This window comes from Desulfosudis oleivorans Hxd3 (assembly GCF_000018405.1).
Classification (GTDB): Bacteria; Desulfobacterota; Desulfobacteria; order Desulfobacterales; family Desulfosudaceae; genus Desulfosudis; species Desulfosudis oleivorans.
In genome coordinates, this window is the sequence record NC_009943.1 from 860,529 (window position 1) to 884,394 (window position 23,866).

The 23,866-nt window shown below is 56.3% G+C and carries 24 protein-coding genes and 1 CRISPR repeat array (1 of these 25 running past the window's edge); of the genes, 2 read left to right on the forward strand and 22 right to left on the reverse strand.

All coding sequences use genetic code 11. From position 1 onward, the window contains the following. A CRISPR array of direct repeats spans positions 1–837; the repeat unit is 35 nt; unit sequence GTCGCAATCCCCTCTAACAGCGGGTCTCTTCCTTC; it begins 300 nt to the left of the window's first position. 298 nt (positions 838–1,135) lie between these two features. The 16 genes from DOLE_RS03810 to DOLE_RS03885 form a co-directional block, all read right to left on the reverse strand. Beyond that, positions 1,136–2,386: a TIGR02710 family CRISPR-associated CARF protein gene (locus DOLE_RS03810; RefSeq protein WP_153304347.1), complete on the reverse strand. Its 1,251-nt coding sequence runs from the start codon at positions 2,384–2,386 to the stop codon at positions 1,136–1,138. A 63-nt stretch (positions 2,387–2,449) separates the two neighbouring features. Continuing rightward, positions 2,450–3,625 carry a type III-A CRISPR-associated RAMP protein Csm5 gene (gene csm5, locus DOLE_RS03815; protein WP_012174168.1) on the reverse strand — a complete coding sequence of 392 codons (1,176 nt, stop codon included), beginning with the start codon at positions 3,623–3,625 and terminating at the stop codon, positions 2,450–2,452. Then, positions 3,622–4,554, reverse strand: a complete 933-nt coding sequence (gene csm4, locus DOLE_RS03820; RefSeq protein ID WP_012174169.1) for a type III-A CRISPR-associated RAMP protein Csm4 — start codon at positions 4,552–4,554, stop codon at positions 3,622–3,624. The genes csm5 and csm4 overlap by 4 nt, the downstream gene beginning before the upstream one ends. 2 nt (positions 4,555–4,556) lie before the next feature. After that, positions 4,557–5,285: a type III-A CRISPR-associated RAMP protein Csm3 gene (gene csm3, locus DOLE_RS03825; RefSeq protein ID WP_012174170.1), complete on the reverse strand. Its 729-nt coding sequence runs from the start codon at positions 5,283–5,285 to the stop codon at positions 4,557–4,559. 20 nt (positions 5,286–5,305) lie between these two features. Next, positions 5,306–5,800, reverse strand: a complete 495-nt coding sequence (gene csm2 / locus DOLE_RS03830) for a type III-A CRISPR-associated protein Csm2 (protein WP_012174171.1) — start codon at positions 5,798–5,800, stop codon at positions 5,306–5,308. A gap of 18 nt (positions 5,801–5,818) precedes the next feature. Next, entirely contained in the window at positions 5,819–8,356 is a 2,538-nt protein-coding gene (cas10, locus tag DOLE_RS03835) for a type III-A CRISPR-associated protein Cas10/Csm1 (RefSeq protein ID WP_012174172.1), read from the reverse strand. An 11-nt stretch (positions 8,357–8,367) separates the two neighbouring features. Further along, the gene (locus DOLE_RS03840; RefSeq protein ID WP_012174173.1) at positions 8,368–9,474 is read right to left on the reverse strand and encodes a putative CRISPR-associated protein; all 1,107 of its coding nucleotides are present in this window, start codon (positions 9,472–9,474) and stop codon (positions 8,368–8,370) included. 436 nt (positions 9,475–9,910) lie between these two features. After that, a complete protein-coding gene (csm6, locus tag DOLE_RS03845; protein WP_041280790.1) occupies positions 9,911–11,035 on the reverse strand; it encodes a CRISPR-associated ring nuclease Csm6 in 1,125 nt (374 codons plus the stop codon). An 80-nt stretch (positions 11,036–11,115) separates the two neighbouring features. Next, positions 11,116–12,033, reverse strand: a complete 918-nt coding sequence (cas6, locus tag DOLE_RS03850) for a CRISPR system precrRNA processing endoribonuclease RAMP protein Cas6 (protein ID WP_012174175.1) — start codon at positions 12,031–12,033, stop codon at positions 11,116–11,118. 159 nt (positions 12,034–12,192) lie between these two features. Beyond that, positions 12,193–12,984, reverse strand: coding sequence for a 4Fe-4S dicluster domain-containing protein (locus DOLE_RS03855; RefSeq protein WP_012174176.1), 792 nt, complete (start codon positions 12,982–12,984; stop codon positions 12,193–12,195). Positions 12,985–13,155: 171 nt separating this feature from the next. Then, positions 13,156–13,980, reverse strand: coding sequence for a hydroxyethylthiazole kinase (gene thiM / locus DOLE_RS03860; RefSeq protein ID WP_012174177.1), 825 nt, complete (start codon positions 13,978–13,980; stop codon positions 13,156–13,158). Between the two features lie 24 nt (positions 13,981–14,004). Further along, positions 14,005–14,439 (reverse strand): MOSC domain-containing protein, encoded by a 435-nt coding sequence (locus DOLE_RS03865; RefSeq protein WP_012174178.1) that lies wholly within the window; start codon positions 14,437–14,439, stop codon positions 14,005–14,007. 205 nt (positions 14,440–14,644) lie between these two features. Beyond that, entirely contained in the window at positions 14,645–15,280 is a 636-nt protein-coding gene (gene metW / locus DOLE_RS03870) for a methionine biosynthesis protein MetW (protein ID WP_012174179.1), read from the reverse strand. After that, positions 15,252–16,427 carry a homoserine O-acetyltransferase MetX gene (metX, locus tag DOLE_RS03875; protein WP_012174180.1) on the reverse strand — a complete coding sequence of 392 codons (1,176 nt, stop codon included), beginning with the start codon at positions 16,425–16,427 and terminating at the stop codon, positions 15,252–15,254. Before metX ends, metW begins: the two co-directional genes overlap by 29 nt. Then, positions 16,424–17,683 (reverse strand): O-acetylhomoserine aminocarboxypropyltransferase/cysteine synthase family protein, encoded by a 1,260-nt coding sequence (locus tag DOLE_RS03880; protein WP_012174181.1) that lies wholly within the window; start codon positions 17,681–17,683, stop codon positions 16,424–16,426. Before DOLE_RS03880 ends, metX begins: the two co-directional genes overlap by 4 nt. Before the next feature lies 1 nt (position 17,684). Then, complete coding sequence (locus tag DOLE_RS03885; protein WP_041280337.1) at positions 17,685–18,101, reverse strand: helix-turn-helix domain-containing protein; 417 nt, start codon at positions 18,099–18,101, stop codon at positions 17,685–17,687. A gap of 118 nt (positions 18,102–18,219) precedes the next feature. Between DOLE_RS03885 and nifU the strand changes: the two genes are divergently transcribed. Both nifU and DOLE_RS03895 read left to right on the forward strand, forming a co-directional pair. Further along, positions 18,220–18,741, forward strand: coding sequence for a Fe-S cluster assembly scaffold protein NifU (gene nifU, locus DOLE_RS03890; protein WP_012174183.1), 522 nt, complete (start codon positions 18,220–18,222; stop codon positions 18,739–18,741). A 29-nt stretch (positions 18,742–18,770) separates the two neighbouring features. Further along, entirely contained in the window at positions 18,771–19,934 is a 1,164-nt protein-coding gene (locus DOLE_RS03895) for a cysteine desulfurase family protein (RefSeq protein WP_012174184.1), read from the forward strand. A gap of 79 nt (positions 19,935–20,013) precedes the next feature. Here the strand turns inward: DOLE_RS03895 and DOLE_RS03900 are convergent, their stop codons facing one another. The 6 genes from DOLE_RS03900 to DOLE_RS03925 form a co-directional block, all read right to left on the reverse strand. Beyond that, entirely contained in the window at positions 20,014–20,520 is a 507-nt protein-coding gene (locus tag DOLE_RS03900) for a hypothetical protein (protein WP_012174185.1), read from the reverse strand. A gap of 28 nt (positions 20,521–20,548) precedes the next feature. After that, the gene (locus DOLE_RS03905) at positions 20,549–21,070 is read right to left on the reverse strand and encodes a DUF3795 domain-containing protein (RefSeq protein WP_012174186.1); all 522 of its coding nucleotides are present in this window, start codon (positions 21,068–21,070) and stop codon (positions 20,549–20,551) included. Positions 21,071–21,104: 34 nt separating this feature from the next. Then, positions 21,105–21,509 carry a PaaI family thioesterase gene (locus tag DOLE_RS03910; RefSeq protein WP_012174187.1) on the reverse strand — a complete coding sequence of 135 codons (405 nt, stop codon included), beginning with the start codon at positions 21,507–21,509 and terminating at the stop codon, positions 21,105–21,107. Next, entirely contained in the window at positions 21,506–22,039 is a 534-nt protein-coding gene (locus DOLE_RS03915; RefSeq protein ID WP_012174188.1) for a hemerythrin domain-containing protein, read from the reverse strand. Before DOLE_RS03915 ends, DOLE_RS03910 begins: the two co-directional genes overlap by 4 nt. A gap of 75 nt (positions 22,040–22,114) precedes the next feature. Beyond that, the gene (locus DOLE_RS03920) at positions 22,115–22,762 is read right to left on the reverse strand and encodes a DUF2959 domain-containing protein (RefSeq protein ID WP_012174189.1); all 648 of its coding nucleotides are present in this window, start codon (positions 22,760–22,762) and stop codon (positions 22,115–22,117) included. A gap of 68 nt (positions 22,763–22,830) precedes the next feature. Then, positions 22,831–23,631 carry an arsenite methyltransferase gene (locus DOLE_RS03925; RefSeq protein ID WP_012174190.1) on the reverse strand — a complete coding sequence of 267 codons (801 nt, stop codon included), beginning with the start codon at positions 23,629–23,631 and terminating at the stop codon, positions 22,831–22,833. Between the last annotated feature and the right edge of the window lie 235 nt (positions 23,632–23,866).

The following is a 23,866-nucleotide window of genomic DNA, read 5'->3' on the forward strand; positions in this document are numbered from 1 at the left end:
CCCCTCTAACAGCGGGTCTCTTCCTTCCAGTTAGAAGAAAAGATGGCCAAGGCAGCTGAGGCTGAGGTCGCAATCCCCTCTAACAGCGGGTCTCTTCCTTCTTTTTATTAATCAATAAAAATGGAGGTTTGAGACATGACGTCGCAATCCCCTCTAACAGCGGGTCTCTTCCTTCACGGTCAGCCGATTCAGATTCAGAAGACCTCGTTCACCAGTCGCAATCCCCTCTAACAGCGGGTCTCTTCCTTCGATTTCCCATTCATGAGGGACAGAACGTCATCATACGTTCGTCGCAATCCCCTCTAACAGCGGGTCTCTTCCTTCTGGTTATCGATGGTGTTGAATATAAATTGGTAAGAAAAGTCGCAATCCCCTCTAACAGCGGGTCTCTTCCTTCGGACTTTCCACGAAGTACTGAACACAAAAGATTTGTCGCAATCCCCTCTAACAGCGGGTCTCTTCCTTCCTTACCAGGATTTATTTCAAGAGGCCTGTGTTGCATACGTCGCAATCCCCTCTAACAGCGGGTCTCTTCCTTCTGGGAAAATATTAAGAAAAGATCAGACTACGAACTATTTTTTGTCGCAATCCCCTCTAACAGCGGGTCTCTTCCTTCATTGCCGATTACCTGTCATATAACCTTACTGCGATTCAGTCGCAATCCCCTCTAACAGCGGGTCTCTTCCTTCAGAGCTTTGAGGTAGGCGATAAGGTCTGCTGGTGTGGGTCGCAATCCCCTCTAACAGCGGGTCTCTTCCTTCTTTATATCCTTCCTTCCCTAAATACTCTCTAATGTATTTTAGTCGCAATCCCCTCTAACAGCGGGTCTCTTCCTTCCGCGGCCTTTTTATCGGCAATAAAAACAACGGGCTCCAGCGGGTTTTCCGCGGACCGCTGCCGGTTTCCTTTTCTTTCATCTTTTTACGCCTCCTTTTATGGGGTTGTGATGTTGTAACACTTCAGAATCGTTTACTATTTTTATTTTCCGCCGACCTCCTGGCCGGGATCTTTCGTTTTCAAAACAAATTCAGCTAGTTGGATCTTTATTCCTTTCCCGGCCCTGGGTTGGCGCATTGTGGTTTTTTATCGTTTTTCCGCACCGGGTTGTCTCCCTGCTTTCCGGTATTTCCGGTAATCAAAAAACAACGACCGGAAACCGGGGCACGTCCGAGACCTGAAAGATGTTTAACGACACAATAAAATCCCGCAGGGACATGTACGCCGCTTCCCTGGCCGACCGGAATCCGTGGGCCAGAAACGAGTGGTTCCGGGAATCCTGTATTTTTAGAAACGAGTCCTTTTGGTCATAAAACTGAAGACCCAGGTCGTCGCCCATCTCTTTTAGCAGGCTATACCCGGCTGCCATGGAAATCTTGATGGTTTTGCTTTCCGGATCCATGTACTTTTCTTCATAAATGGATTTCAGGCCGGCCGGCAGTTTTTCCGGCGCCGCGTTTGACGTGTCGATGCCGTTTGTGTCCATCAGCCGCTGCTGGCCCGCCATTTCCACGATGCGATAAAGGCGGAGCACGGCGTCATCGGTTTTGCCTTCGTCAAACCGGCGTTCGGCATTGGCAAACAGGTCCAGGATGTATGCCGGGCATGGTTTTTCTCCGCATCCGGCGGCATCCGCAAGGAACGGCAGCAGTGCCTTTGCGGCTTTGGCGAACGCCTGGACGCCTTTATTCTCATCATCCAGCAGCTCGTCTATTTCGCATTTTTCAAAACGCCGAACAGCGGTTTTGTGACGCAGCAAATCCCATTCATGAAAGCCTTCGATCATCAGCCCGATTTTCTTGTACACAAGTCTCCGGTTGACGTTTTTTTCAGCCAGGTCCGCGCAAAGCTGGCCGGCCGCCTTGAACTGGTGGCGGTTAAACAGCAATGCGATTTTCTTTCGTTCCTCCACGGCCAGAAAATCCCAGGGGTTGACGCTTTGAAACACCTTTTCGGCCCCGTTTTCCACGGTGCCCACGTTCCCCCTGGTGCGGCGGGTTCCGCCCACATAGGAGAAAGAAAACCCGTGGGTGATGGCCGCAAGCGACAGGGCAACCGACATGTTCTTGGTGCCGCCGGTGTAATCCACAATGACGCTGTCCCGGCTGTGGCCCCGGCCGATGACGCGGGCCACGGCCTCCTCGGCCTTTTTGTGGCAGTGCAGCAGGTCGTTGACGTTTTCAGCCAGGGTGACCTCGCTTTGCAACTCAAGGCCGGCGGCCTTTATCGCGCCTTTAATCTCCATTACCTTGTCCAGGGTCTCTTGAGAGGCGAAAAAGGAGACAAATACCGGCCGAAAGTGGCGGATGGACTCGATCACCGGCGCGGGCGTGCCGCCCACGGAAACGATCATGGCCCCTGCGGCCCCGTCGCTGTTCGGTTTGTTCATTTGCAAAAAATCCCTGTTTTGTGGATTTGCTGTCATATGGCCGACCCTTGAATCTTTGACTCGTCAATAACGGCTTACGCCCTGCTCCTGGTCAAGGGTCAGTATCAGCCAGCCAAAGGGCATGGCGGGCTGGCCGTTTTCCATGGTGCAGCGCGTCCGGGTGGAGCCTTGGGTGATGGGCTCTCTTTTTTTCGCGTGCCAGCCCTGCCGCAATTCATCGACCGACAGGGACTCAAAATGGGAGAAATGGCCGACCCGGATTAACATGCGGCGGTTGACGTATTCGCGATGGTCCCAAACGTCGACCGATGGATTGATGCTGATCGTTTGCCCGTTATCCAGTTGCCCCAGAGGAAAAAGTTTCTCAATGGCCTTCCAGGAGGTATCGTCGGCTTCTTTGTTGTCAAAGCGGGCTGCTTCGTCAATCATCCTGGCCCAGTAAAACCGGTTGCAGGCGTCCATGATCAGATCAATATTTAGTTCTCTGCCCAGGTTCTCTTTCACGCCGGGACGTTTCATTGCCTTGCTGTCAAGGCGTATGGAGACAGTAAACTCAGGCGGGGTTGCCGCGTCGGCCTTTGATTGGACCCGCTCGACCCACATCTGAATGCCCTTTGCCCCGGAATTCTCGGCCCAGTCGATGCGGGTGGAATTGTCCGGAAGTTCGGCGTCCGACACGTGAATGAGCCGGAAAACATCCTTGTGCGTTTCGCTTTTGCGACAGTTGAGAGCCGTTTCCTCCAGAGCCACGCATTTTTTCTTTATGTCGCGTTCGGCCTGGACTTTTTGGTGAACAGAGGGCCGGGTGTTTGCGTCGATGTTGGCAAAATAATTCACCACCGCCGTTCGTATCGCGCCTTTGATGGAAGAACCAGGGACATAAACACTGCCGGTGTGGGGGTTGCGCGGCATCATGGAAACGATAAACCGGTTGTTTGGATTGGATGCCTTGGCCGTATATTCTTTTATGAAAGCATCGGACGCGTCTATGGTGTTCATGGCATGACGCTGGATATCCAGATGATGCCCAAGAAAATTTTGCATTTCCTTCAGGTCGGCCCGGTCGGCAAAGGCGGCAAACCGGGTCTTTTCTTCTGGAGAAAGGTCTTTAATAACCCGTGCGGTATTGAATTGCACCAGCGTTTCATCCTTGATCAGGAATTCGGTGGGGTCGATTTCACAGCCGCAGCCGATGTGAATGGGTGTCAGTGCCTGGGCCTTGAAGTGATATGTGGTCATGGCGTCACCTCCGTAAAATAGGTGGGCAGGTGAAAAGCATAGTGTCGGATGAAGCCGAGGCTTTCGTCATGGTGGACCTTTCCCAGCAGTTTTCCAAAGGGCGGATCCCCAGCCGGGTCGAAGGTGGCGCCGGGCCGGGCCATGAGAATCGGGTATTTAAAGGGACTGCGGCCGCCTGTAGCAAAATGGCCACCCAGTTTGCCATAGTGGGTGTGGAGCTTGTACCTGGGGTTTTGCATCGCCGGGGTGATGACACCGTGGGAAAGGCTCATGGCCCGATTGCCCGTGCCGGCAAACAGCGCTGTTTCTTCTTTGATTTCGAAGCTAAAACTTCCCCGGCCGGTGCTGGCATTGGCCCCGAATCCGGACTGGCCAATAAAGGCAAGCGAACTTTCCAGTCGCTTCCGGCAAGCCGGGTCGGCGGCCGCGAAAATTTGGAACCGCTGATTTTCTCCCGGCCACTTGATGTTTTCCACGAACAGGCCGCCGGCATCCGGGGTGCGGCCGGAGTTCCGGTCAATGCAATTGTGAAAAAGATGGCCTGATTCCAGTCCACTGTGGTTCTCGGGGGTGATTTTTTTCAGCCCCTCCAGCAGGGCTGGCTCATTTAACTGATCCCGGAGGGAAAGAAAGAGGCGTTCTGGAATATAGGCTGTCTTAGCGACATTTTTGCTGAGGCTGAACGCTTCCAGGGAGGGTTTCCCGCCTTTTTTCGCGGCCGGCGGCAGCAATGGCAGGGGCAGCATGTTTTCCGGTATCCGGCTGGAAAAGAGCCAGGGAGAGGACTCCTGCTCCCTCATCCATTGAGCAAGGGCCGATTCGCCTTCGAGATATCGAATGGCCCAGGCCATGTGCCCCCAGATCGTTCCGGACACCCATTCCGTGGTCAGCGGGCCTGACGGCGTGATGATGATGCGAAAGTAAGCCATAATTACGCGACCTTTTGTTGTTTAATCAGTTTAGAGACGTCGATGGATTCAAACTTTGCCTGAATGTCCTGGCCGTCTTTTTTGAGCTTGTCAAAACGGATGCGGCCATAACCGCGGGAGCCTGAGCCGCCCAGGGCATCCTGTTCCAGCAGGCGCATAATCGCAAACAGGTTGTCCAGATTATCCACATCGGTCCGGCCTTCATCGTTCGTGTCAAAAATCCGGTAGACCATCTCAAAGTCAAAAAGCGAGCCGGCCGGCACCCGTTCTGTCTTGCGGATACCAGGGCCAGCCTTACCCTGAATCCGGTCGATGTTGTTTTCAAATTTTTCCTCGGTCAAAGGGAGCCCCCGGTCGATGATCCGCTCTTTCCATTCCTTATTCAGGCAGGCGTCCCGGACGATCAGCCGGGTGGGGCCGGCATCCCAGTTTTTGCTGGTGGTGCCGAAGATCCGGAGAATGGGGTCTGCCGCCAGTTTGTCCGGGCCGGTCTCGCCGCCGCCTTCCCAGGTTTTGCCCGAGTCTTCCACACACCCGGTGACCCACTCCATCAGGCACCGCAGTTTTCCTTTGAGTGACGAGCCCGGGATATAAGGCTCGCCGGTATAGGGGTTTTTAACGACCGGATTGTCAACGCCGCCGATTTCAACGGCGTCCTTGCCGGCGCCGATGTGAAGTCCGGTCAGTATTTCTATCTGGCCAGTTATCAAGTAAGAGGTGGTCAGCTTCATGGTCGAACTCTCCTTTTACGTTATTTTTCCGGTGAATAAAACTTGTGAAAGGCCACCACGGCTTCAAACACTTTTAAAAATCCTTTAAAATCGGCCAGGTCTTTGATGGAAGCCACGTGGTCAAAAATGAACTGGGTAAAGGCCCTGGGTGCTACTTTTCGTTTTTCCGCGTAAACCGCCTTGGCCTTGAACATGACGATCAACGCCCGGTCCCGTTCGAAATTGGCCTGCTGCTCCTGAAGGTCCCCCGACATGATTTTTCGTTCAATGGCTTTCAAATCATCATAGAAACGCCGCATCTGGGTCGCCTTCAAGCCTTTAAAATTTTCGGCGTCAGTTCTCGCCTGGTCATCCAGCAGTTCGGGCTTCAGTCGCTTTTTTTTCTCATCCGAATAGTAGCTCAACGGTTTTGGCGTTGGCAATTGCGGGGGCGGGCTCTGGCTGCCATAGGTCGGGCGGCCCGCGCCCTGCTGACCATGAGGTTTGTATCCTGAATGTCTGTTGGGTTGTACCATGGCTCCTCCTTTGTGATGTTATTTCCGGTTTCTATATAAAGCGATGGTGATCGGCAGCCGCCACCCGGTGATGCCGGGTTCATTGGCAACCGTGTGAAACATATTGTCCAGGCCCAGCCGCTTGAGCCATTCGGCTATGCTTCGGGCTTTTTCGTCCTTTTTGCCGGGAACATTGCGGGCTAAATGATAGGCCAGCTTGGCCCGCCAGCCGGCCTTGCTCACATCACCTTTAGCCACTTCTTCCGCGTCTCCGGCGAGGGTGAGAATTTGATAGACAAAGCCCGTGCCGACCTTCTGTTTCCCCTGCATCCGGTCATGAATCCATTGGGCGCTATCAAGGGTCTGGCTAAATTGTGGCCATATCATGGGGGCGCCGGTGTAGGGGCAGATTCTGTCTTTGGTTTCCGGGTCGTGCTGTTTGGCCCTTTCGAGAAGCTCCTCTGCCTCGCCTACGGCCCGGTTTACCGGGTAGTTGGCGTGCAGAAGGGAAAGCCCGGCGGAAATCGTGAGGTTGGGGTTGTTGCCGGTATAGGCGCCGAAGGATTCCCGCATCCGTTTGGCAAGATGGTGCATCTGGCGCCAGGGCCCGATGAGCAGCAGGTCGTCGCCGCCGGCGTAAATCGTGTAGGTGTCCGGGAAGTCGTTTTTGATGACCCCCTGAAGATAGCCGGTGAAATAAAGGTCCATCATTCGTGAAAGCTGGGCCAGGCGGGAAAGGGTGAAACGGCTCTTCTGTTGATCCTCGCGCTTCAAGCCATAACTGAAAACATATCCGAGAAAGTCCACGTCCGCTTTTAACAGGCCGAGAAAAGGCTTGCCCCGGTAGTCGTTGTCTTCATGGCTGAACTCTTTTGCCTCGGCGCCGATATGGGCAAAGGTTTTGGGCATGCCGTGGAAATACTGGTTATCTTCTTTTGGAACTCCGTCATACTTCGGATCCTGAAGGTCACGTTCGTCAGAAAACCTGGGAATATGGTTGGCCAGAATGCGCCAAGCCCAAGGAGCCTTATCGCTTTCCGGCTTCAGTCTGCGGATGGAAACGGCTGTATCCGGCCTGACGCCGGTCGGTTCCTGTTTCAATAAAAAGAGATGCAAACCCAGCACGGGAATGGCGTTTTTGTCTTCGGTTTCACCTTTTTCCCAGACCAGGTGGTTGGCACTGGTAAGGCGGCGGCCAAGTTCGAATTCTTTCTGGCATGTGCGGCAACGGTATTCATCTTCACTGTGATCCTCGGCCAGCCTGACGCCGCAGGTGGAGCAGGCTTTGTCGTATCGAAATTCACGTTTGATGACGCCCTGTTGGCAGGCGCCGAGCGACCGGTGTTTGGCGTTTTCGACGGCAAGGGCCAGGTCGGCCATGATGCCGTGAAGTCCGTTGGACTTGAAGGACTGGCCGGGGAAGCAGGGACTGGCGGCCAGGTGGAAGGCCAGGCTGCCGGTGTAGTTTTCCAGCAGCCATTGATCAATGTCGCGCTGGAGCGATTCCATCCGCTGTTCCATGTCAGGCGTGACGGGCGCGAGAATCAGAAACCGCCCTCCTGCCTGTTGGATGATGCATGACAGGGGCAGGGAAAACGTTTCCAATGTCTCCAGCGCGGCGGCCTCGGTGATGGCGGAAAGCATAAAGGACCTTGCTCGCAGAATTTTGCTCACGCCCTTTACGCCCTGACTTTCCAGCGTGAATAGCGTGGACTGAAGGCCGGAAAGGTCGCCGGCAATAAACTGGAATTTTGGGAGAGACTCGTTTTTTACAGCCTCCGGGTTTTCAAGCTCGCCTTTTTCCTCATGATAGCGGTAGAGACAGGCTGCGATGGCCGCCGTGGTCCGTGAGTGGTCGAACAGGGATATATCGGGGATGTCCATGGTGCTGGAGGGGATGGCCCAGGTGTGCCTTTCCAGAAGGCCAAGGAGTACCTCCTCAAAAAGCCGGGGCGAAAGCTCTGGCATATCCTTGATTTTTTGAAATTCCTGAATCCATAATTCCGTAACCGCCTTATAATTTTCGGGAAGCGATGGGCTTTCCCCGGTCCAGGGCAGGGGGATCAAGGCCGCTGGGGCATGGGGATTGAGAACAGACAGAGTATAAGCGTTTTTTGTCGGCGCCGGTCGCTTGGGATCAATGACAATTTCATCGAAAACAGATTGCAGGGGCAAGCGCCTGTAAGTTTCCCTGGACGAAGTCTCTTCCTCCTCCTCGTCTTTTTCTCTTCTGTCCATGCCGGAAGAGTATCTGTCGGCCAGGGCGATCATCCAGGCCATGGCTTTTTCCGGAGCTTTATCTGGCGCATGATGGAAACTCGCGGCATCGGCGACGTGTTTCAGCACGGTGCCATCTGGAAACGAAATTTTCCGCTGTTCAATCCAGTCAAAAAAAGCATTGGTGAACAGGACATGCTTGTGCGTGTATGCCTGGTGCTTGTTCTTGGGGCAGAGTGTTGACTCCATATCATAGGTTACCCATGGAACGGCTTTCATGGAGCCATATGCCCGCTGACACATTTTCCCGACGTCATGCAGCAGCGCGCCAAAAATTACTTCGTAAATCGAATATGCCATGACTCCTCCTTTTAAACAAACCGGCTCGACAGGTCGGCGATGACGGCATCCCGCTGGTCGGCAGTTTTTGCCGTGGTTACGATGTCAAATTTGGTTGTGGCATGCCCGTCGCTGAAGCTGCCTTCCACCTGGCAGAAGTCTCCTTTGGCCGAGGGGCGGAAATAGTTTTTCAGCGGAAGACTGTAGTGGTGATAATGGGTGTATATCCGCTTCACATAGGGCGCCCCGCAAAGTTTTTTCAGCCAGGGCTCAAGGCCGGAATGTCGGCCTTTATTGCTGTCTTCGTATTTAATGACCTTTGCATCGGGCGCGATGCCCGCATCCGGCGGCAAAAGGCGGCCGCGTTGCTGCTGGAACCGGAAGCAGAACATTTCGTGAAAGAGCTGGCCCGTGGCCGAAAGGCCGACCAGCCGGGTGTTGTCCACCTCTATTTCGTCTATCAGTCCGGCGAAACGGGGGTCGGCATCGGCGGGATTTTTGTCGAGGCCGTCGCCGGCAAGGTCGAAAAACAGGGACGCGTTTGCCAGCCAGAACCCCAGATCGAGTGAAATGGGCTGGGGCGGAAGGGCAATAACCTCGGAAAATTTTTCAAACAGGTAGCAGACCGGGATTTCCAGGGCCTGGCCGATCATGCCGGCAAACGATATCTGGGCCTTGTACCCGCCCGTGGCGTTGATGAGCACCGATTCGGCCCCGTGTCTTTTAACGATTTCGGCAATGGCTTTCACCAAGTTGCGCAAGCCCTTGGTCCTGAAGTCGAAGACTGAGCGGTCGGAAAGCCCTTCAAGGGTGACGGTTTCAACCTTGTCAAACCGCCGGGGGTTCTTGCTGTTTTCGTAGTACGCCTTGAGTATCCGGCCGGTGAGGGCGCCATCTTCGGTGTCGGAAACCAGCAAATAAAGGGCGTTTCTCTGGTCAAGCAGACCTTTTTCCAGAATGCCGGTGATGGAGTTGATTTCCGCACCGTTGAGCCGGTCGGCCGGGTCTATAACGGAAAGCTCGGACACTATGCCTTGAACATTGGCCGAACCGATCCATTCCTTGAGTTTTTCATCGGGCGCGTGGGCCAGGTTCTTCTTCAGACTGGTGCCCACAGTACAGACAAGGACATGTTTCATGTGATTCCTTTCATTCCGGTGCTCAGCATATCGCCGCCTGTCCGGCCGGGCAACCCTGGCAACGTTGCCGGTGTTCGTTGGTTTCCATCCATAAATGGCCTTTTCCCGCAATCTCTGGGTCAAACGGCGGGCTTCCTTGTGCGGCGTACGACAGTAGGCCTTCAGTCAGCCCTTGTTCCCCTTGATCTTGCGAAAAAGTTCTCATTTCTGGATTGGAAACCTTTGTCGTGTCCCCATAATCACTGGATGGACACTCGTTAATTTGTTCGGTGAAGCGATAATCTATGCCGATACTCCAAACTGTCACAAATAATTTGACACTGACTCCAAATTATCACAACCGATCGTTCCGGCATCACCATTCTTCCGTGACGGGTGTTTTGTCAATTGTTCTGGGATGGCCAGATCATCTGACCCGGTCCGGCTCCATAGCCTTTCAATAAACGATTTCAATTTTCCCCTTGTCCATCTGAATGCCGTATCGGGTGTCAGGCCGCCTGCCTTTGGAGGCGATTTCCAGCTCTTTTAAGGCGTATGGCCCGAATCTGTTCTGCAGGACGGCTTTGATTTTTGATTTAAGCGAGTTGAAGCGCTCGGCGTCAAGGTTCATGATGCCGGTCTTGCTCATCTCTTCGACAGGGCGGGTGCCGCAAAGACGTTTGTAAATATCCGCAATAACCAAACCCTGGTTCAGAATTGCGGGTAAATCCAGGAAACACTCATGGCAGTCGCCGCAGGTGATCGAATTTTTGCGGCAGTCTTTTTTGCGCATGGCGAAAAAGGCATAGAGGGCCATCTGGGCCGGCGTCAGGTCCAGCTCCATCCTTTTATATATGATTTTTTTGTCCACAAGGTTGACCGTCAGCCGGGGCGTTTCTTCCCGGATCAGGGAAAGCAGAAGCGCGCCCGGTGGTTTGGACGCCTTGAGAACATCTTTTGACAGCGAGTCCCGAATAGAAACAAATGGAACCGATATAAGATTGATCTCGGCGTACCGGGTGTCCTTGTAATACGCTTGTCCGTTTTTGGCCTTGAGGGCGATGGTTTTCGATTCCTTCGGGGGATAGAAGAATTCCCGGCTGCTTTCAAAGTCGGGGGACACCAGCACATGATAAAGCCTGTCCTGGGGCCGGCCGTAAAACTGGGCCGCCAGGGTGAGGCAGGCGCTCATGGTCTTGCGGCCCCCGGCAATGGAAAAGAAAACCGCCGTGTCCGGGTCCTTTGTAAGCTCAAAGGCCATGCCCAGGCACAGGGCCAGAAGCCGTTCGTTGTCGGCTTCGGTGAGAATGTCCGGGCGCTCCACGCCGTGGGTATCGGCGACGACGTGAACATGGGTATGGTCAAAGGCGATGGTTTCCGGATTGATGCCGTACTCGTTCAGGTAGCGATGATAGCGGCCGTCTTCACCGGCCAGAAGATCGGAGAAAATTCTGTCTTTGCCCTCCCGGGTGGTGATGACATGAATGGCGTGGACCTCCCGTCCGCTCTGGTGAAGGACGTAGAGGGTCTCTGTGATCACCTGGGGGCTTAAGCCCGTTACCGCCAGAATAATGTTTTTCATGGTTTTCTGTTTTCCGGAAGCCATTTTCGGTCGGCGGCCTTTTCCGGTCAATTTTGGAAACGTTGCCATGTCTCTCTGTTCTATACCGTGGTTGCCTTTATTCTTCCCAGCCCGAAGGTGGTCTGCTTGCCCACATGGGTTTTTTCACAGAACCGGACCAGGGGCAGAAATTCATCGAGTTCGCCTTCATAAACAACAGAACCGGTGATGCCGCCCATGAGCATTTCGTTGTCCTGGCGGAAAGAGTATCGCCGCCAGTCAAACCATTGCAGGTTGTTTTCAACGATTTTTACGTCCATGGCCCGTTTTACCATGCCCTTGTAGTCCAGGGGCGGCTCCCCTTGTCCGTAATGGGTCATGAGGGAAGATACCCGGCGCAGCATGACCCGGACCAGGGCATGAAAGGGCAGGTCGGCCGTCAGCCGGTTCTGCATTTTCGTACGGAGGGGGGTCTCCATGGTCAGGTGAAGGCGGCTGGTCCGGGAAGAGCCGGCTTCCGCAGACAGGGCAAGGGTTTCGACAGGGGCCGGGGTTTTGACCCGTCCATCCTCGGCCCGGTAAACGGTTTTGCGGCCGGCTTTCACTTCGACAAGGGCAAACCGGCCTCTGCGGCCGTCTATTCTGGCGCCGATGCCGATTGCGCCCATTTTGTCCACGGTATAAATGAAGTAAGGCAGGCTGTTGTTGACGGAACCAAATAGAAGCAGGGAAAAATTCAGGGTGTCGCCTGCCGCAAAGTCTGTTTCCTGGGCCGGGGGCGGCTCCAGCACAAAAGGATGGGGGGCTTCCGATGTTTTTGCCGAAGCCGGTGTTTCAAAAACAATGGCGTAAAGGCAGGTGGTGTTGAGCAGGCAGGTGTCGCACTGCTGTCGCCTGAGAGCGCAGACCGTTTTTTTGAGGGATCGGCCGAAAATGCCTCGAAGCGCGGAGCCCTTGTAAAAGGGCAGCCTGGCCGGAGTTTCAAACACACAGGAAAAAGAGTAGTCCCCATACAACATGTTTTGGCCCCTCCTCGACGCCAATTCATGTTCAGCAAAACATCGGCAAATACCCGCGTTGGGTTTTGTCGAAAGTCCCGCAGTGTTTGTTTGAACCTATGGCAAAAGAAAAGGGGTGTCAAGGAGTTTAAAGGAAAGACAAGTCAGTAAAAAGAACAGTTATGGCTGAGACAATCCGATATCTTTCGGACCCGTGTAGATGTCGGCAAACCGGGCGCCTTTTTTACTATTGGCCTTGTAAAAGGTGATGCAGCGGCGAATGATATCGATCACCTGGTCTTCGGAAAAGATGCCGTCCAGTGGCCGGGCCAGCTTCGGGTGGCGGCCCAGCTTGCCCCCCAGCAGGATGCGGTAGCCCTTCTGCCCTTCGGTGATGGTGCCGGTGGGACATGCCTTGGCACAGGCCCCGCAGGCAAGGCAGAGGCCGGGATCGATCACCGGGCGTGTGTTGGCCTCATCCAGGCAGACGGCGGGGTCCCTGCACGCGGCAACACAGGCGCCGCACAGGGTGCAGTCCGCGTCCGTGATTTCGGGCAGACAGGCCCCGACAATGCCGATATCCTTGATCTGGGGCTGGGAGCAGGCATTGGGGCACTCGGCCAGAGTGACGCGGAACTCGTGATGAAACTTGATGTTTCCACCAACGGTGCGGCGAAGAAATCCGGCCAGGTCTTCTTTTTTTAAAAGGGCTTCGATCCGTTCGGCCAGGCGCCCGGTGCTGTTGGCCATGTTGGGACAGCTACCCTGGCTGAAGCAGGAATCCAGTTGGTATCCCTTGACCTCGGCGGACATGTTTTCTAAAAACCGCTTGCGGGTGGTGTTGACTTCGTTGATGGTGACCTTCTGCCGGCCCCGGGCCGCGGCCTCGCTTTCCACGCGGGCCCGCACCTTCTTTCTGACAAAAAAGGGCACTTTTTTGATGGCGGCCTCGGCCTCGTCGGTCCATTTCATTGTGTGGTTCGTCTCCCGATCAGGTACACCAGACAATTGCATCGTCGTCGGTTAAGCCGTTTTCCCCAGAGGGTTCAAGGGGTCGAGGGGCCAAGTGAACTGCAGGTACGCCGGCTAAGTCGGTTAGGAACTGGAATGTCGGTTCCGACATCTTTATCTGTCTGGACCGGTTTATGGCAAGACCTCTCTGATGCGCAGTTTTTCCTGTATGATTTTTTCCGGCAGGTTATAAAGGGTGTCAAGCAGGGCCGCCTGAAAGCTTCCCGGTCCGTTCGATATCCTGGCGGCCTCCTCACCGGCAAGGCCGTAGTATCCCAGGGCCGCGGCACTTGCCACCAGAAGGTCCGGTTCAACGGCGCAGAAGCAGGAGATCACGGTGGTGGCGGAACAGCCGGTGCCGGTGACCCGGCCGAACATGGGGGTTCCGTTGTGAACCTCAAGGGTTCGGGTTCCGTCCGTGACGATGTCCACCGGGCCGGTGACGGCAACGACTTTTTCTAATTCTCCTGCCAGCAGGCCCGCTTCGTGGCGGACCGCATCCACGGTTTCAAGCGAATCCACGCCGCGGATGTTGACGGTTTCTTTATCTGCAAACAGGGACATCACCTCAGACGCGTTTCCCCGAATAACATTTACCCCCACCTCGGCAAGGATTTTTTTTGCGGCCCCGGTCCGAAGGGGGGTTGCCCCTGATCCCACCGGGTCAAGCACAATGGGTATACCGCGCTGTTCCGCGACTTTTCCGGCCATGACCATGGCGTCTATCCAGTAGGGCGTAAGTGTGCCGATGTTCAGGTTGAGAGCGCCGGCAAAGGCCGCCATCTCCTTTACTTCTTCATGGGCATGGGCCATGACAGGCGAGGCCCCGACGGCAAGGGTCACGTTGGCCGTTATGTTCATCACCACAAAGTTGGTGATGTGGTGAACCAGTGGCCGCTGTTCTCTGACCTTACGTCGTATGGCTATCGTTTTTTGGGCAAATTCATGTTCGTTCATGGTTGTCTCCGGATCACCCGCGTTTCAGCATTCCAGAATATGGATGGCATCCCCACAGGCGATGGGCCCGCCTTCCAGGACCCGGGCAAAGATGCCCTCCCTGGGCATGATGCAGTCTCCGGCCAGGTGGTAGATGGCGCACTTGTTGTGGCAGGTCTTGCCGATCTGGGTGATCTCCACAACAGCGGCATCGCCCAGTTTGAGACGGGTGCCGATGGGAAGGGTCAGCCAGTCAATGCCCGAGGTGGCGATATTTTCGGCAAAATCGCCAAAGGTAACGTCAAGCCCCCGGGCCGCGGCCCCTTCAATGCTTTCGGACGCAAGGAAGCTCACCTGCCGATGCCAGGCGCCGGCATGGGCGTCGTTTTCAAGGCCGTGGTCTTTTATCAGTTGGGCCTTCTGCACCGTGGTCTTGCGGGTGCCCTTGTGTTTGCTGGCGGCAATGGAAACAATTTTCATTTCGGCTTTCTCCTTTATATTGGGGCTTCGTAAAAAGCCCAATTTCTGCGTTGCGCTGCATCCCCCGTCACTGCGGCGTACGACAAGTATGCCTCATTCCTCAGGATTTGCGACGCCTTGAACTTGAACTTTTTACTTTGCCGTCTTTTTGTTGACCTGTTTACGAGTTTCTCTTCATGGCGGCTGCTGGGAGAAACCGTTGCCGTCAGGACCTTTTCTTCTCAAGCTGAAAGATGCCGTAGGTGGCCAGCAGGTTGGGCGCAAACCGGACAAGGGTTCCCGTGTGGGTGGTTCGGCCCGGCGACGTGGCCACTTCATTGACAATGCGGATGCCCATGGCCTGGGCAAATATGCGAAAGTCCCGAATGCTCAGCACCCGGATGTTGGGGGTGTCGTACCACTGGTAGGGAAGCTGCTCGGTAACCGGTGCCCGGCCGGAGAGAAGCATCTGCATTCGAATATTCCAGTGGCCGAAGTTGGGAAAGCTGACAATGGCTTTTTTGCCGATGCGCAGCATGGACCGGATCAGCCGGGCCGGGTCATACACCTGTTGCAGGGTCTGGCTTAAAATAACGTAGTCAAAGGCGTTGTCCGGGTAGTCCGCCACCTCCTGGTTGATGTCTCCCTGGAGCACGCAGAGTCCTTTTTCAATGCAGCGGGCCACCCGCTCTTCCACGATTTCAATGCCGGTCTCCCGGACCTGTTTTTGGGTCTTGAGAAAATAAAGCAGCTCTCCTTCACCGCAGCCCAGGCCCATGACCCGCGACCCCGGGGCGATCCAGGAGGCGATGACGGCCAGGTCAAACCGCATTTTATGGGTGCTGTTGTCCGGTGGATACACTTTCTAAAAATCCTTTAATCAGGGCGCTCAGGCGCGGGTTGGGAATCAGAAACGCGTCATGGCCGCAGTCGGCTTCGATTTCGCAGAAGCTGACATCCAGGGCGTTTTTCTTCATGGCCGTGACCATGGCGCGGGACTGGTAGGTGGGGTAAAGCCAGTCCGATGTAAAGGAGACCACCAGGAACCGGGCACGGGCCTTTGAAAAGGCCTCCACCGCTGATCCGTTCCCGTGCTGGGCCTCCAGGTCAAAGTAGTCGGCGGCCTTGGTGATGTAAAGAAAGGTGTTGGCGTCAAACCGCTCCACAAACTTGGCGCCCTGGTGGCGCAGGTAGCTCTCCACCTGGAAGTCGGCGCCGAAATCAAAAGAGACCGCTGCCTTGTCCTGCAGCCGGCGGCCGAACTTCTGGCGCATGGCCTCATCCGAAAGATAGGTGATGTGGCCGATCATGCGGGCCACGGCCAGGCCCATGGCCGGCTTGTTGCCACCGTAGTAATCACCGCTGCTCCAGTTGGGGTCGGTCATGATGGCCTGCCGGGCCACCTCGTTAAAGGCAATGGCCAGGGCCGAATGGCGGGTGGTGGTGGCCAGGGGAATGGCCGACGTTACCATCTCCGGGTAGCGGACGCACCACTCCATTACCTGCATGCCGCCCATGGAGCCGCCTACCACGGCCAGGAGCCGTTTGACGCCCAGGTGGTCTGTCAGGGCCTTCTGTGCCCGGACCATGTCACCGATGGTGATCACCGGAAAGCTTGCGCCGTAGGGTTTTTTTGTGGTCGGGTTCACCGATGACGGCCCGGTGGAGCCCATACACCCGCCGAGAACGTTGGAGCAGATCACAAAGTATTTATTGGTGTCAATCCCCTTGCCCGGGCCGACCATGATGTCCCACCAGCCGGGCTTGGGGTCGGTTTTGCTGTAGCAGCCGGCGGCGTGGGAATCGCCGGTAAGGGCGTGGGCCACCAGCACGGCGTTACTTGCGTCTTCGTTCAGTCGGCCATAGGTCTCATAGGCGATGGTCACCGGCCCCAGAACGGCGCCGCTGTCCAGTTTCATCGGGTTCGGGGGTTCGGCAAAGGTGAAAAACTGTTTTTCCACCAGCCCCACGGACACACCGCTTTTATCGTGTTCGATATATTCGCTCATCGGCACTGCTCCAGGGCCTGGGCGATATCGGCGCAGATGTCATCCGGGTTTTCAATCCCCACGGAGAGGCGCACCATTTCCGGACCGATGGCCAGCTTTTTTCGTGTTGCGTCGTCAAAGGAGACATACTGGGTGGAAAAGGGGTGGATTGCCAGGGTCCGGCAGTCTCCCAGGTTGGCCAGGTGAAGGACCAGCTTCAGCCGGTTGATAAAGCCCGGGCAGGCGGCCGGGTCTTTTAATCCAAAGGTGAGCAGGCCCCCGAACCCCTTTGATTCAAACTGTCGGGCCGCCAGGCCATGGCAGGGGTGGTCCTCGAGTCCGGGGTAGTTGACCCAGGCCACCTCGGGCCGGGTTGCAAGAAACCGGGCCACAACCATGGCATTGGCCACGTGGCGTTCCATGCGCAGGGCCAGGGTGTCGATGCCGATCAGGGTGAGGTAGCTGTGAAACGGCGCCTGGGTGGTGCCGAAGTTTATATGGTGTTCCCGCCAGATCCTGTCCAGCAGGGCCAGGCGCCCTTTTCGGTCCACAAACGGGGCAAAGTCGGCAAACCTTTCTTGCGTCCAGTCAAAGGCGCCGCCGTCGATCACAACCCCGCCCATGGCGGCGCCGTGGCCGCACAGGTACTTGGTGGTGGAGTGGATCACCGCGTCGGCCCCCAGTTCCAGGGGCCGGCACAGAAAAGGTGTTCCCAGGGTGTTGTCCACCACCAGGGGCAGGCCATGGCCGTGGGCCAGGTCGGCCAGTGCTCGAATGTCGGGCACATCCATGACCGGATTGCCGATGGTCTCGATATAGACAAACCGGGTTTTGTCGGTGACAGCGTTGTTTACGGCATCCAGGTCCAGGGGATTGACCGCCCTGACCGTGATGCCGTATTTTTTAAAAATGCCGGCAAACAGCTGGTAGGTAGACATGAAAAGGGATGTGCCGGCCACAAACTCGTCCCCGGCCCGCAGCAGGGCCATGCAGGTATTGGCAACCGCGGCCATACCCGAGGCCATGGCAATGGTGCCGGCCCCGCCCTCCAGGCCGGCCATCACTTTTTCCAGGGCCTGGTTGGTGGGGTTGGTCAGCCGTGAATAGATGGGGTCCGCGTTTTTACCGGCAAAGGCGTTACTCAGGTTTTCCGCGGTGTCATGGGCAAAGGCCGTGGTCTGAAAGATGGGCGGCAGCGTGGCTCCCTGCCATTCGGCAACAGGCCGGGTGTGGTGTACCACACGGGTGGAAAAGGCGTGTCCGTCCGGTTTTTTCATTTTACGTCTGCTCCTTGGTTGAAAGGTTCCACTCGGGCATGCCGTCGAGCAGGGCCGCCAGTACCGGACAGGACCGGCAGATGCGGATTTTTTCCTTCCATGTCTTGTGGGCTGTGCCGTTGCAGATGGTACCGTTGACCAGCCAGCACAGGGTGCCCCGGTCGAATTCCCAGGCCGGGCACTGTTTGCGGATGGACGCCGGGCACCGGTTGATGGTCCAGCACTCTTTTTGCCGGGCCTGCCGGTTGTTGACGCTGACGGACAACAGCAGCAGCTGTTTTTCCACGTGGTCGGGAATCGATCGCCATCCCTGCTCGTAGCTGTGCACCGCCTTGATGGAAACCCCCAGCAGCTGGGACATCTGTTTCTGTGTTTTGTCAAACCGCTTGCGCAGGGCGGTAAATTCAGGGCCGGTCATGACGCGCTCCAGAAAATTCTTGTAGTTTTCCCTTGACAGTGTCATATTTAGGGAGCAAGTTATTCATACCACAATGTGGCATGTTTCTGTCAATAGAAAAACAACCAGGGAGACAGCAATGATATATTCAAAAACCGTAATGGACCATTTTCGAAACCCCCGGAACGTGGGGGTAATTGAGAATGCCGCCGGCGTGGGCGAGGTGGGCAACCCCATCTGCGGCGACATGATGACCATCTACCTGGACATCCAGGACGACCGCATCGCGGATATCAAGTTTCAGACCTTTGGCTGCGGTTCGGCCATTGCCGTATCCAGCATGCTCACCGAGCTGGCCAAGGGAAAGACCCTTGAGGAGGCCAAGAAGATCACCAACAAGGATGTGGCTGAGGCACTGGAGGGTCTACCCAAAAACAAGCTCCACTGCTCCAACCTTGGGGCCGACGCGCTGCAGATGGCCATCAAGGACTACGAGGATAGAAAAGCGGGCAAGGTCCGGCCTGAGCTCAAGCGCAAGGAATCCCACGATGAGCTGCACCGGGTGGGCGACAAGTGCTACTGCCCCTACTGCGATTCAGAGGTGTCGGATGGCGAGAAGATGTGCAGCGCGTGTTTGTCCGACCTGACCGAAGAACATTAAAAACATCATTGGTTGTCCGGGAGTGTCCCATGAGCAACATCCATCTTGATCATATATCCGTCAGTCCCCTTCTGCCCGAGGTGCAGGAGGCCATGATAGAGGTTATTCGCGATTTTAAGGGAAACCCCTCCAGCCAGAACGTTGCCGGGGAACTGGCCGCGGAAAAGCTGGAAAAGGCCCGCCAGTCCGTGGCTGACCTGATCAACTGCGACCCCCGGGAGGTGGTGTTCGTGTCCGGCGGCACAGAGTCCATCAACATGGCCGTTAAAGGCGTGGCCCGCGCCAATGTGGAAAAGGGAAAGCATATTGTCACCTCCAACATTGAGCACAACGCGGTCAACCGCAGCGTCAAGCGGCTCATGCACCTGGGATGGAAGGCCACATCCGTGGCCGTGAATGAAAAGGGCAGGGTGGCTCCCGATGAGGTGGCCAAGGCGATTCGGGAAGACACCATTCTGGTTTCCATCATGCACAGCAACAATGAAATCGGCACGCTTCAGCCCATAGACGAGATCGCAAAGATTACTAAAGAAAAAAAGGTGCTGCTGCACACCGATGCCGTGGATTCGGTGGGCGTGATTCCCTTTGACGTGCAGCAGGTGGGGGCCGATCTGGTGAGCTTTGCCTCCAACCCCTATTACGGGCCCACCGGCGTGGGCGCCCTCTATATCCGTAAGGGGTCGAGAATCTGGCCCATCATCGACGGCGGGGTCCAGGAGCACAACCGGCGGGCCGGCACGGAAAATCTCATCGGCATCGTGGGCATGGGGGTGGCTGCGGAACTGGCGAAACGGGACATGGACAGGCGGGTGGCCCACTTAAAGAAACTCAAGGCCCTGCTGGTAAAAGAGCTGCCTAACTATATCGATGAATATTACGTGAACGGTGATATTGACACCAGCCTGCCCAACCTGGTCTCTGTCTCCGTAAAATACGTGGAGGGCGAAAGCCTGATGCTGATGCTGGAGGATGCCGGTTACACGGTCTCCACCCGGTCGGCCTGCGCCACCGGTTCACTGCGGGCCTCCCACGTGTTGATGTCCATCGGCCTGGACCATGCCGACGCCCAGGGTACCCTGGTCATCACGCCGGGCATTGACAACACCGAGGAGGATATTCTCGGCTTTTTAAAAGCCCTTCGGGATATCACCAAAGCCCTGCGCGATATCTCTCCGCTGTACAAGAACCGGTAGAACAGTATCGTAGGGTTTTTTTACGGGCGAATCCGCCGCCGGCGGGTTCGCCCGCTGTTGTCTGGCCCAACCCCTCGGGTCAGAGTTTCCTGCTGTCATAGGCCCAGTGCATCAGGGCCTGGCGCTGCTTCGGCCGGCAACTCACATCACCCGCGGCGCAGTCTTTGCGAAGATGGCCGATGTGGCGGGTCATGGCCTTCCACCGCTTGATCTGCCGCTCGTCGTCCGGGCACCGCCGGCCCCGCCAGTAACGGCAGTACCACTGAAACCAGCCACGGGGATCTTCCTGGTAAATCCATCCCTTTTGTCGCCACACCGAAAGCGGCTGGGAGGCATTGACACCGAAGCAGTTTGTGTCCGGGTCGTGGCGGTGGGCGCACAGCCGTGCCCCGTCAAACCACTCCTTTGGGAACTCTGCCGCGCAGTCGGTCATGTACTTTCCACCAAACACCCCCAGATGAAGCATCTCCATGGGCGTAAGATCCGGCGCAAAACCGGGGTAAAAATTTTTACCTTCAGGCGCGGTCAGAAAATAGACATAGCCCTGCTGCATGATGTCGTTGACGGTGATTTTTATTTTTTTCATGGAAGGCGCCTTGTGTGTGTCTGCTGTTTTACAGCGATCCGTCCAGGTCGTCGGCCACGGACCTGCCGCAGGCCCGGCATCGCTGGGCTCCTCGAAAAAGCGGGTTGCCGCAGTCCGGGCAGTGGTAGCGGCGGCATTCGGCCCGGGCCCACTCAATGCTTCCCTTTTCATCGCCGTGCTCGGCCACCTTTTCTCGCCACAGGGGAATGGCATGCTGCATCACCCGGCGTCCGGTGGCAAGGCCGAAGGTCGTTATCTGGTCGCAGGGCCACTGGTCGCACTGGTGGCAGGAGTAGTAGCCTTTTTGGCTTACGCACTCCCGTATGGTGCATGCCCGGCAGAAGGCGTACAGCTTTTCCGGCGGGTCAGCCTGCATACAGCCCAGGCACTCGGTCTCTTCGGGCCGGGTGCCATAGAGGCCGCCCAGAACGGCCTTGAATTTTTTGTTGTTGTCCCGCGTGGCGATATAGACGCCGCAGGTGCCGCAGTAAAGGCCGCACGGGGCCATCAGTTTTTTGTCGGCGATCTCTTTTTCAGTCCATTCCGGCACGGCGCACCTCTCTAAAATTTTATGACATATTGGGCTATGGGCGGTGGACCGGCAACATGCTCTTGGTTACCCGGGCCGACGCCACCAGCCGTCCCCCGGATGTCACCCTGACATCGATAAAACAGATTCGGGTGCCGAACTTGACCACCTCGGATGTGAATTCCACCACGTCGCCCAGTTTCAGCGCTCGCATCACCGATACCTGCAGGTCGTGGGTCACTGCGTCCACGTCCACCTCCATCAGGCTGAGCAGGCCCCCGTAAGCGCACACATCGCAGAGGAGATAAATGACCCCGCCGTGAAAAATACCGGCCGGGTTGACCAGGTTTTCCGTTATGGTGAGTACGATTTCGCCGCGGCCCGCGTCCGATTGAATGCCGGTGACACCCAGAAACCGGTGCAGGGGATGGTCGATGACTTTTTGCAGCCGCTCGTTCATGACGACAGCTCCCGGACAACGGCTTCATACTTTTCGTGAATCATGTTCCGGTCAAAGGCTTCGAATGCGGCCAGCAGGGTCCTGTCTTCCGCTTCGGTAAAATAGGCCCTGGATGCCGGGAAAAATACCTTGTCTTCCTTTTCAATGTGTTTCGGATAAAATTCGACCAGGGTGGCCAGACAGTCGGCAATGTCGGCCAGCGCTGTCTGGTCTCCGTTCCGGTATCGGGTGTTGGCCGCCACAAGAGACTTTACCGTGGTCCTGCCAAACACATGCTCTTCAATCAGTTCATCCATCATGCGCCGGTCTTCGGCGGACATCTTTTTCTCCTTCAGACCGTGAAAGAGAATGTCTTCCTCTTTGCCGTGGTGGGTGCGGTCGGCATAGGTGCGAACAAAGTCTACCGCTGCATCCACAAACAGGGGGTCGACCGCTCCTTCCATTTGAATGCGTGCCAGCGCATCCTTGATAAGGGCGATCATTTTTTCAATCAGACGATGTTCTATCATGAGGGGGCCACGTGCCTGCATGAGGATTCCTTTCTTCTGCTGGTGATTGATGGTGCTGGTCATGCCGGTGAGCCGGTGGCCCTGCCGACGGCAGGATCACTCACTCTCAAGGGACGCGATAAATGAGTCGGCCTGGGCAATGGCGCTTTCCATGTCGCGGACCAGTGTATCCACATTGGCCTGGATGGTGCTCACCTCCCCGCTCAGGCCGGCGATGGCCCTGGCATTCAGGTTGTGCTTCATGAACAGGACCTGGTCGCGCAGAGGGATTAAAGCAGGTTCGAGCGTGGCTTCGGCCCGTTTCATGGCCTCCATCAGCTCCGTGTATTTCTGCCGTGTCAGATCATATTTGCGCTGGCTTGCGTTTCGCAGGGAGTCGCTGTTGTACTGCCTGATTTCCGCGCGCCATTCGTCAAACAGCGCGTCTGAAACATCCTCCACCGCGCGAATGCGGTCCCGCACACTGGCGGCCCGGGCCTCGGTTTTTTGCAGGGTGTTATTGAACCGGTTGTACGCCTCTTCCAGATCCCCGCTCTGAAAATCGACCACGCTTTTGAACTGTTCCATGGCTGTCACAAACTGTTGTTTGGCATCGTTCTGGGTGTCGCGAGCCTCCTTGACCCGGTCGACCATGATGTCCCGTTTGTGAATGCCCACCTTTTCCATGGCCCCGTAATAGAGGGTGCTGCAACCGGCGACAAGCCCGATCATGACGAGTGGAAACACAAATCGTAAAGTTTTCATGCAGATCTCCAGATATGCGGACAGTGTAGAGTGCCGGAACCCGTTTGCGGCCGGGCACCGGAAAAAGATTACGCCGGGGGCTTGACCGCCTCAATGACGGCCGACGCCACATACTCCTCGGCCCGGCTTCCCGGCATCCAGTCGCGAATAAAGGCCCGGCTTTCGACCCTGGGCTGAATGCGGATGTTTTTAAACCCGGCTCGCTTCATCATGGCTTCAAGGGACGAAACAGAAACGGCTCCGGCAATACACCCGGCCAACATGAGAGGGTCGTTTCTTATCGTATCTGGCATCTCCGCCGTGGCCACCACATCGGAAATCGCCACCCTTCCGCCCGGCTTGAGCACCCGGACCACTTCCTTAAAGACCCGTTCCTTGTCAGGGGAAAGGTTGATCACGCAGTTTGAGATCACCACATCCACCGTGCCGTCAGCCACCGGAAGGTTTTCCAGCTCTCCCAGCCGGAACTCCACGTTTTCGGCTCCGAGCTGTTCCGCGTTGCGCCGGGCTTTGGCAACCATTTCCGGCGTCATGTCCACGCCGATCACCTGTCCTGAATCTCCCACGGCCCGGCCGGCCAGAAAACAGTCGAACCCGCCGCCGCTGCCCAGGTCCAGTACGGTTTCTCCGGGTTTCAGCGATGCGATGGCCCCGGGGTTTCCGCATCCGAGCCCCATGTTGGCGCCTTCCGGCACAGCGGCGATATCCTCGGCGGAATATCCCAGGCCCATGGCCAGATCGGTGGCATTCACGGCCCCGTTGCAACAGGAGGGGGCAGCACATCCGCAGCCGGATGCGCCGGATGCCGCCACCTTTCCGTAGGCCTGCCGAACCTTCTCCCGAATGTCGTCGTTTTTCATGGTGTTCATTTTCTCCTCTTTTTTCGCGGTATCCTCTGGCCGGATGGTATTTTGCTGATGTCGGTCGGCTTCAGGGGTCTGTATGGTTGTCGCGCAAATCGGACGGCCTGTCCGGAAACAGCTACTCGTAAAGGATACTACTTTTTCGAGAGGTGATAAAGGGGCGGGCCGGATATTTTCAAAACCGGGCGGGACAGCGGGCGTTTCCGTCAGTCGCTTTCGGGATGTGTTCCGTCGGGCTTGT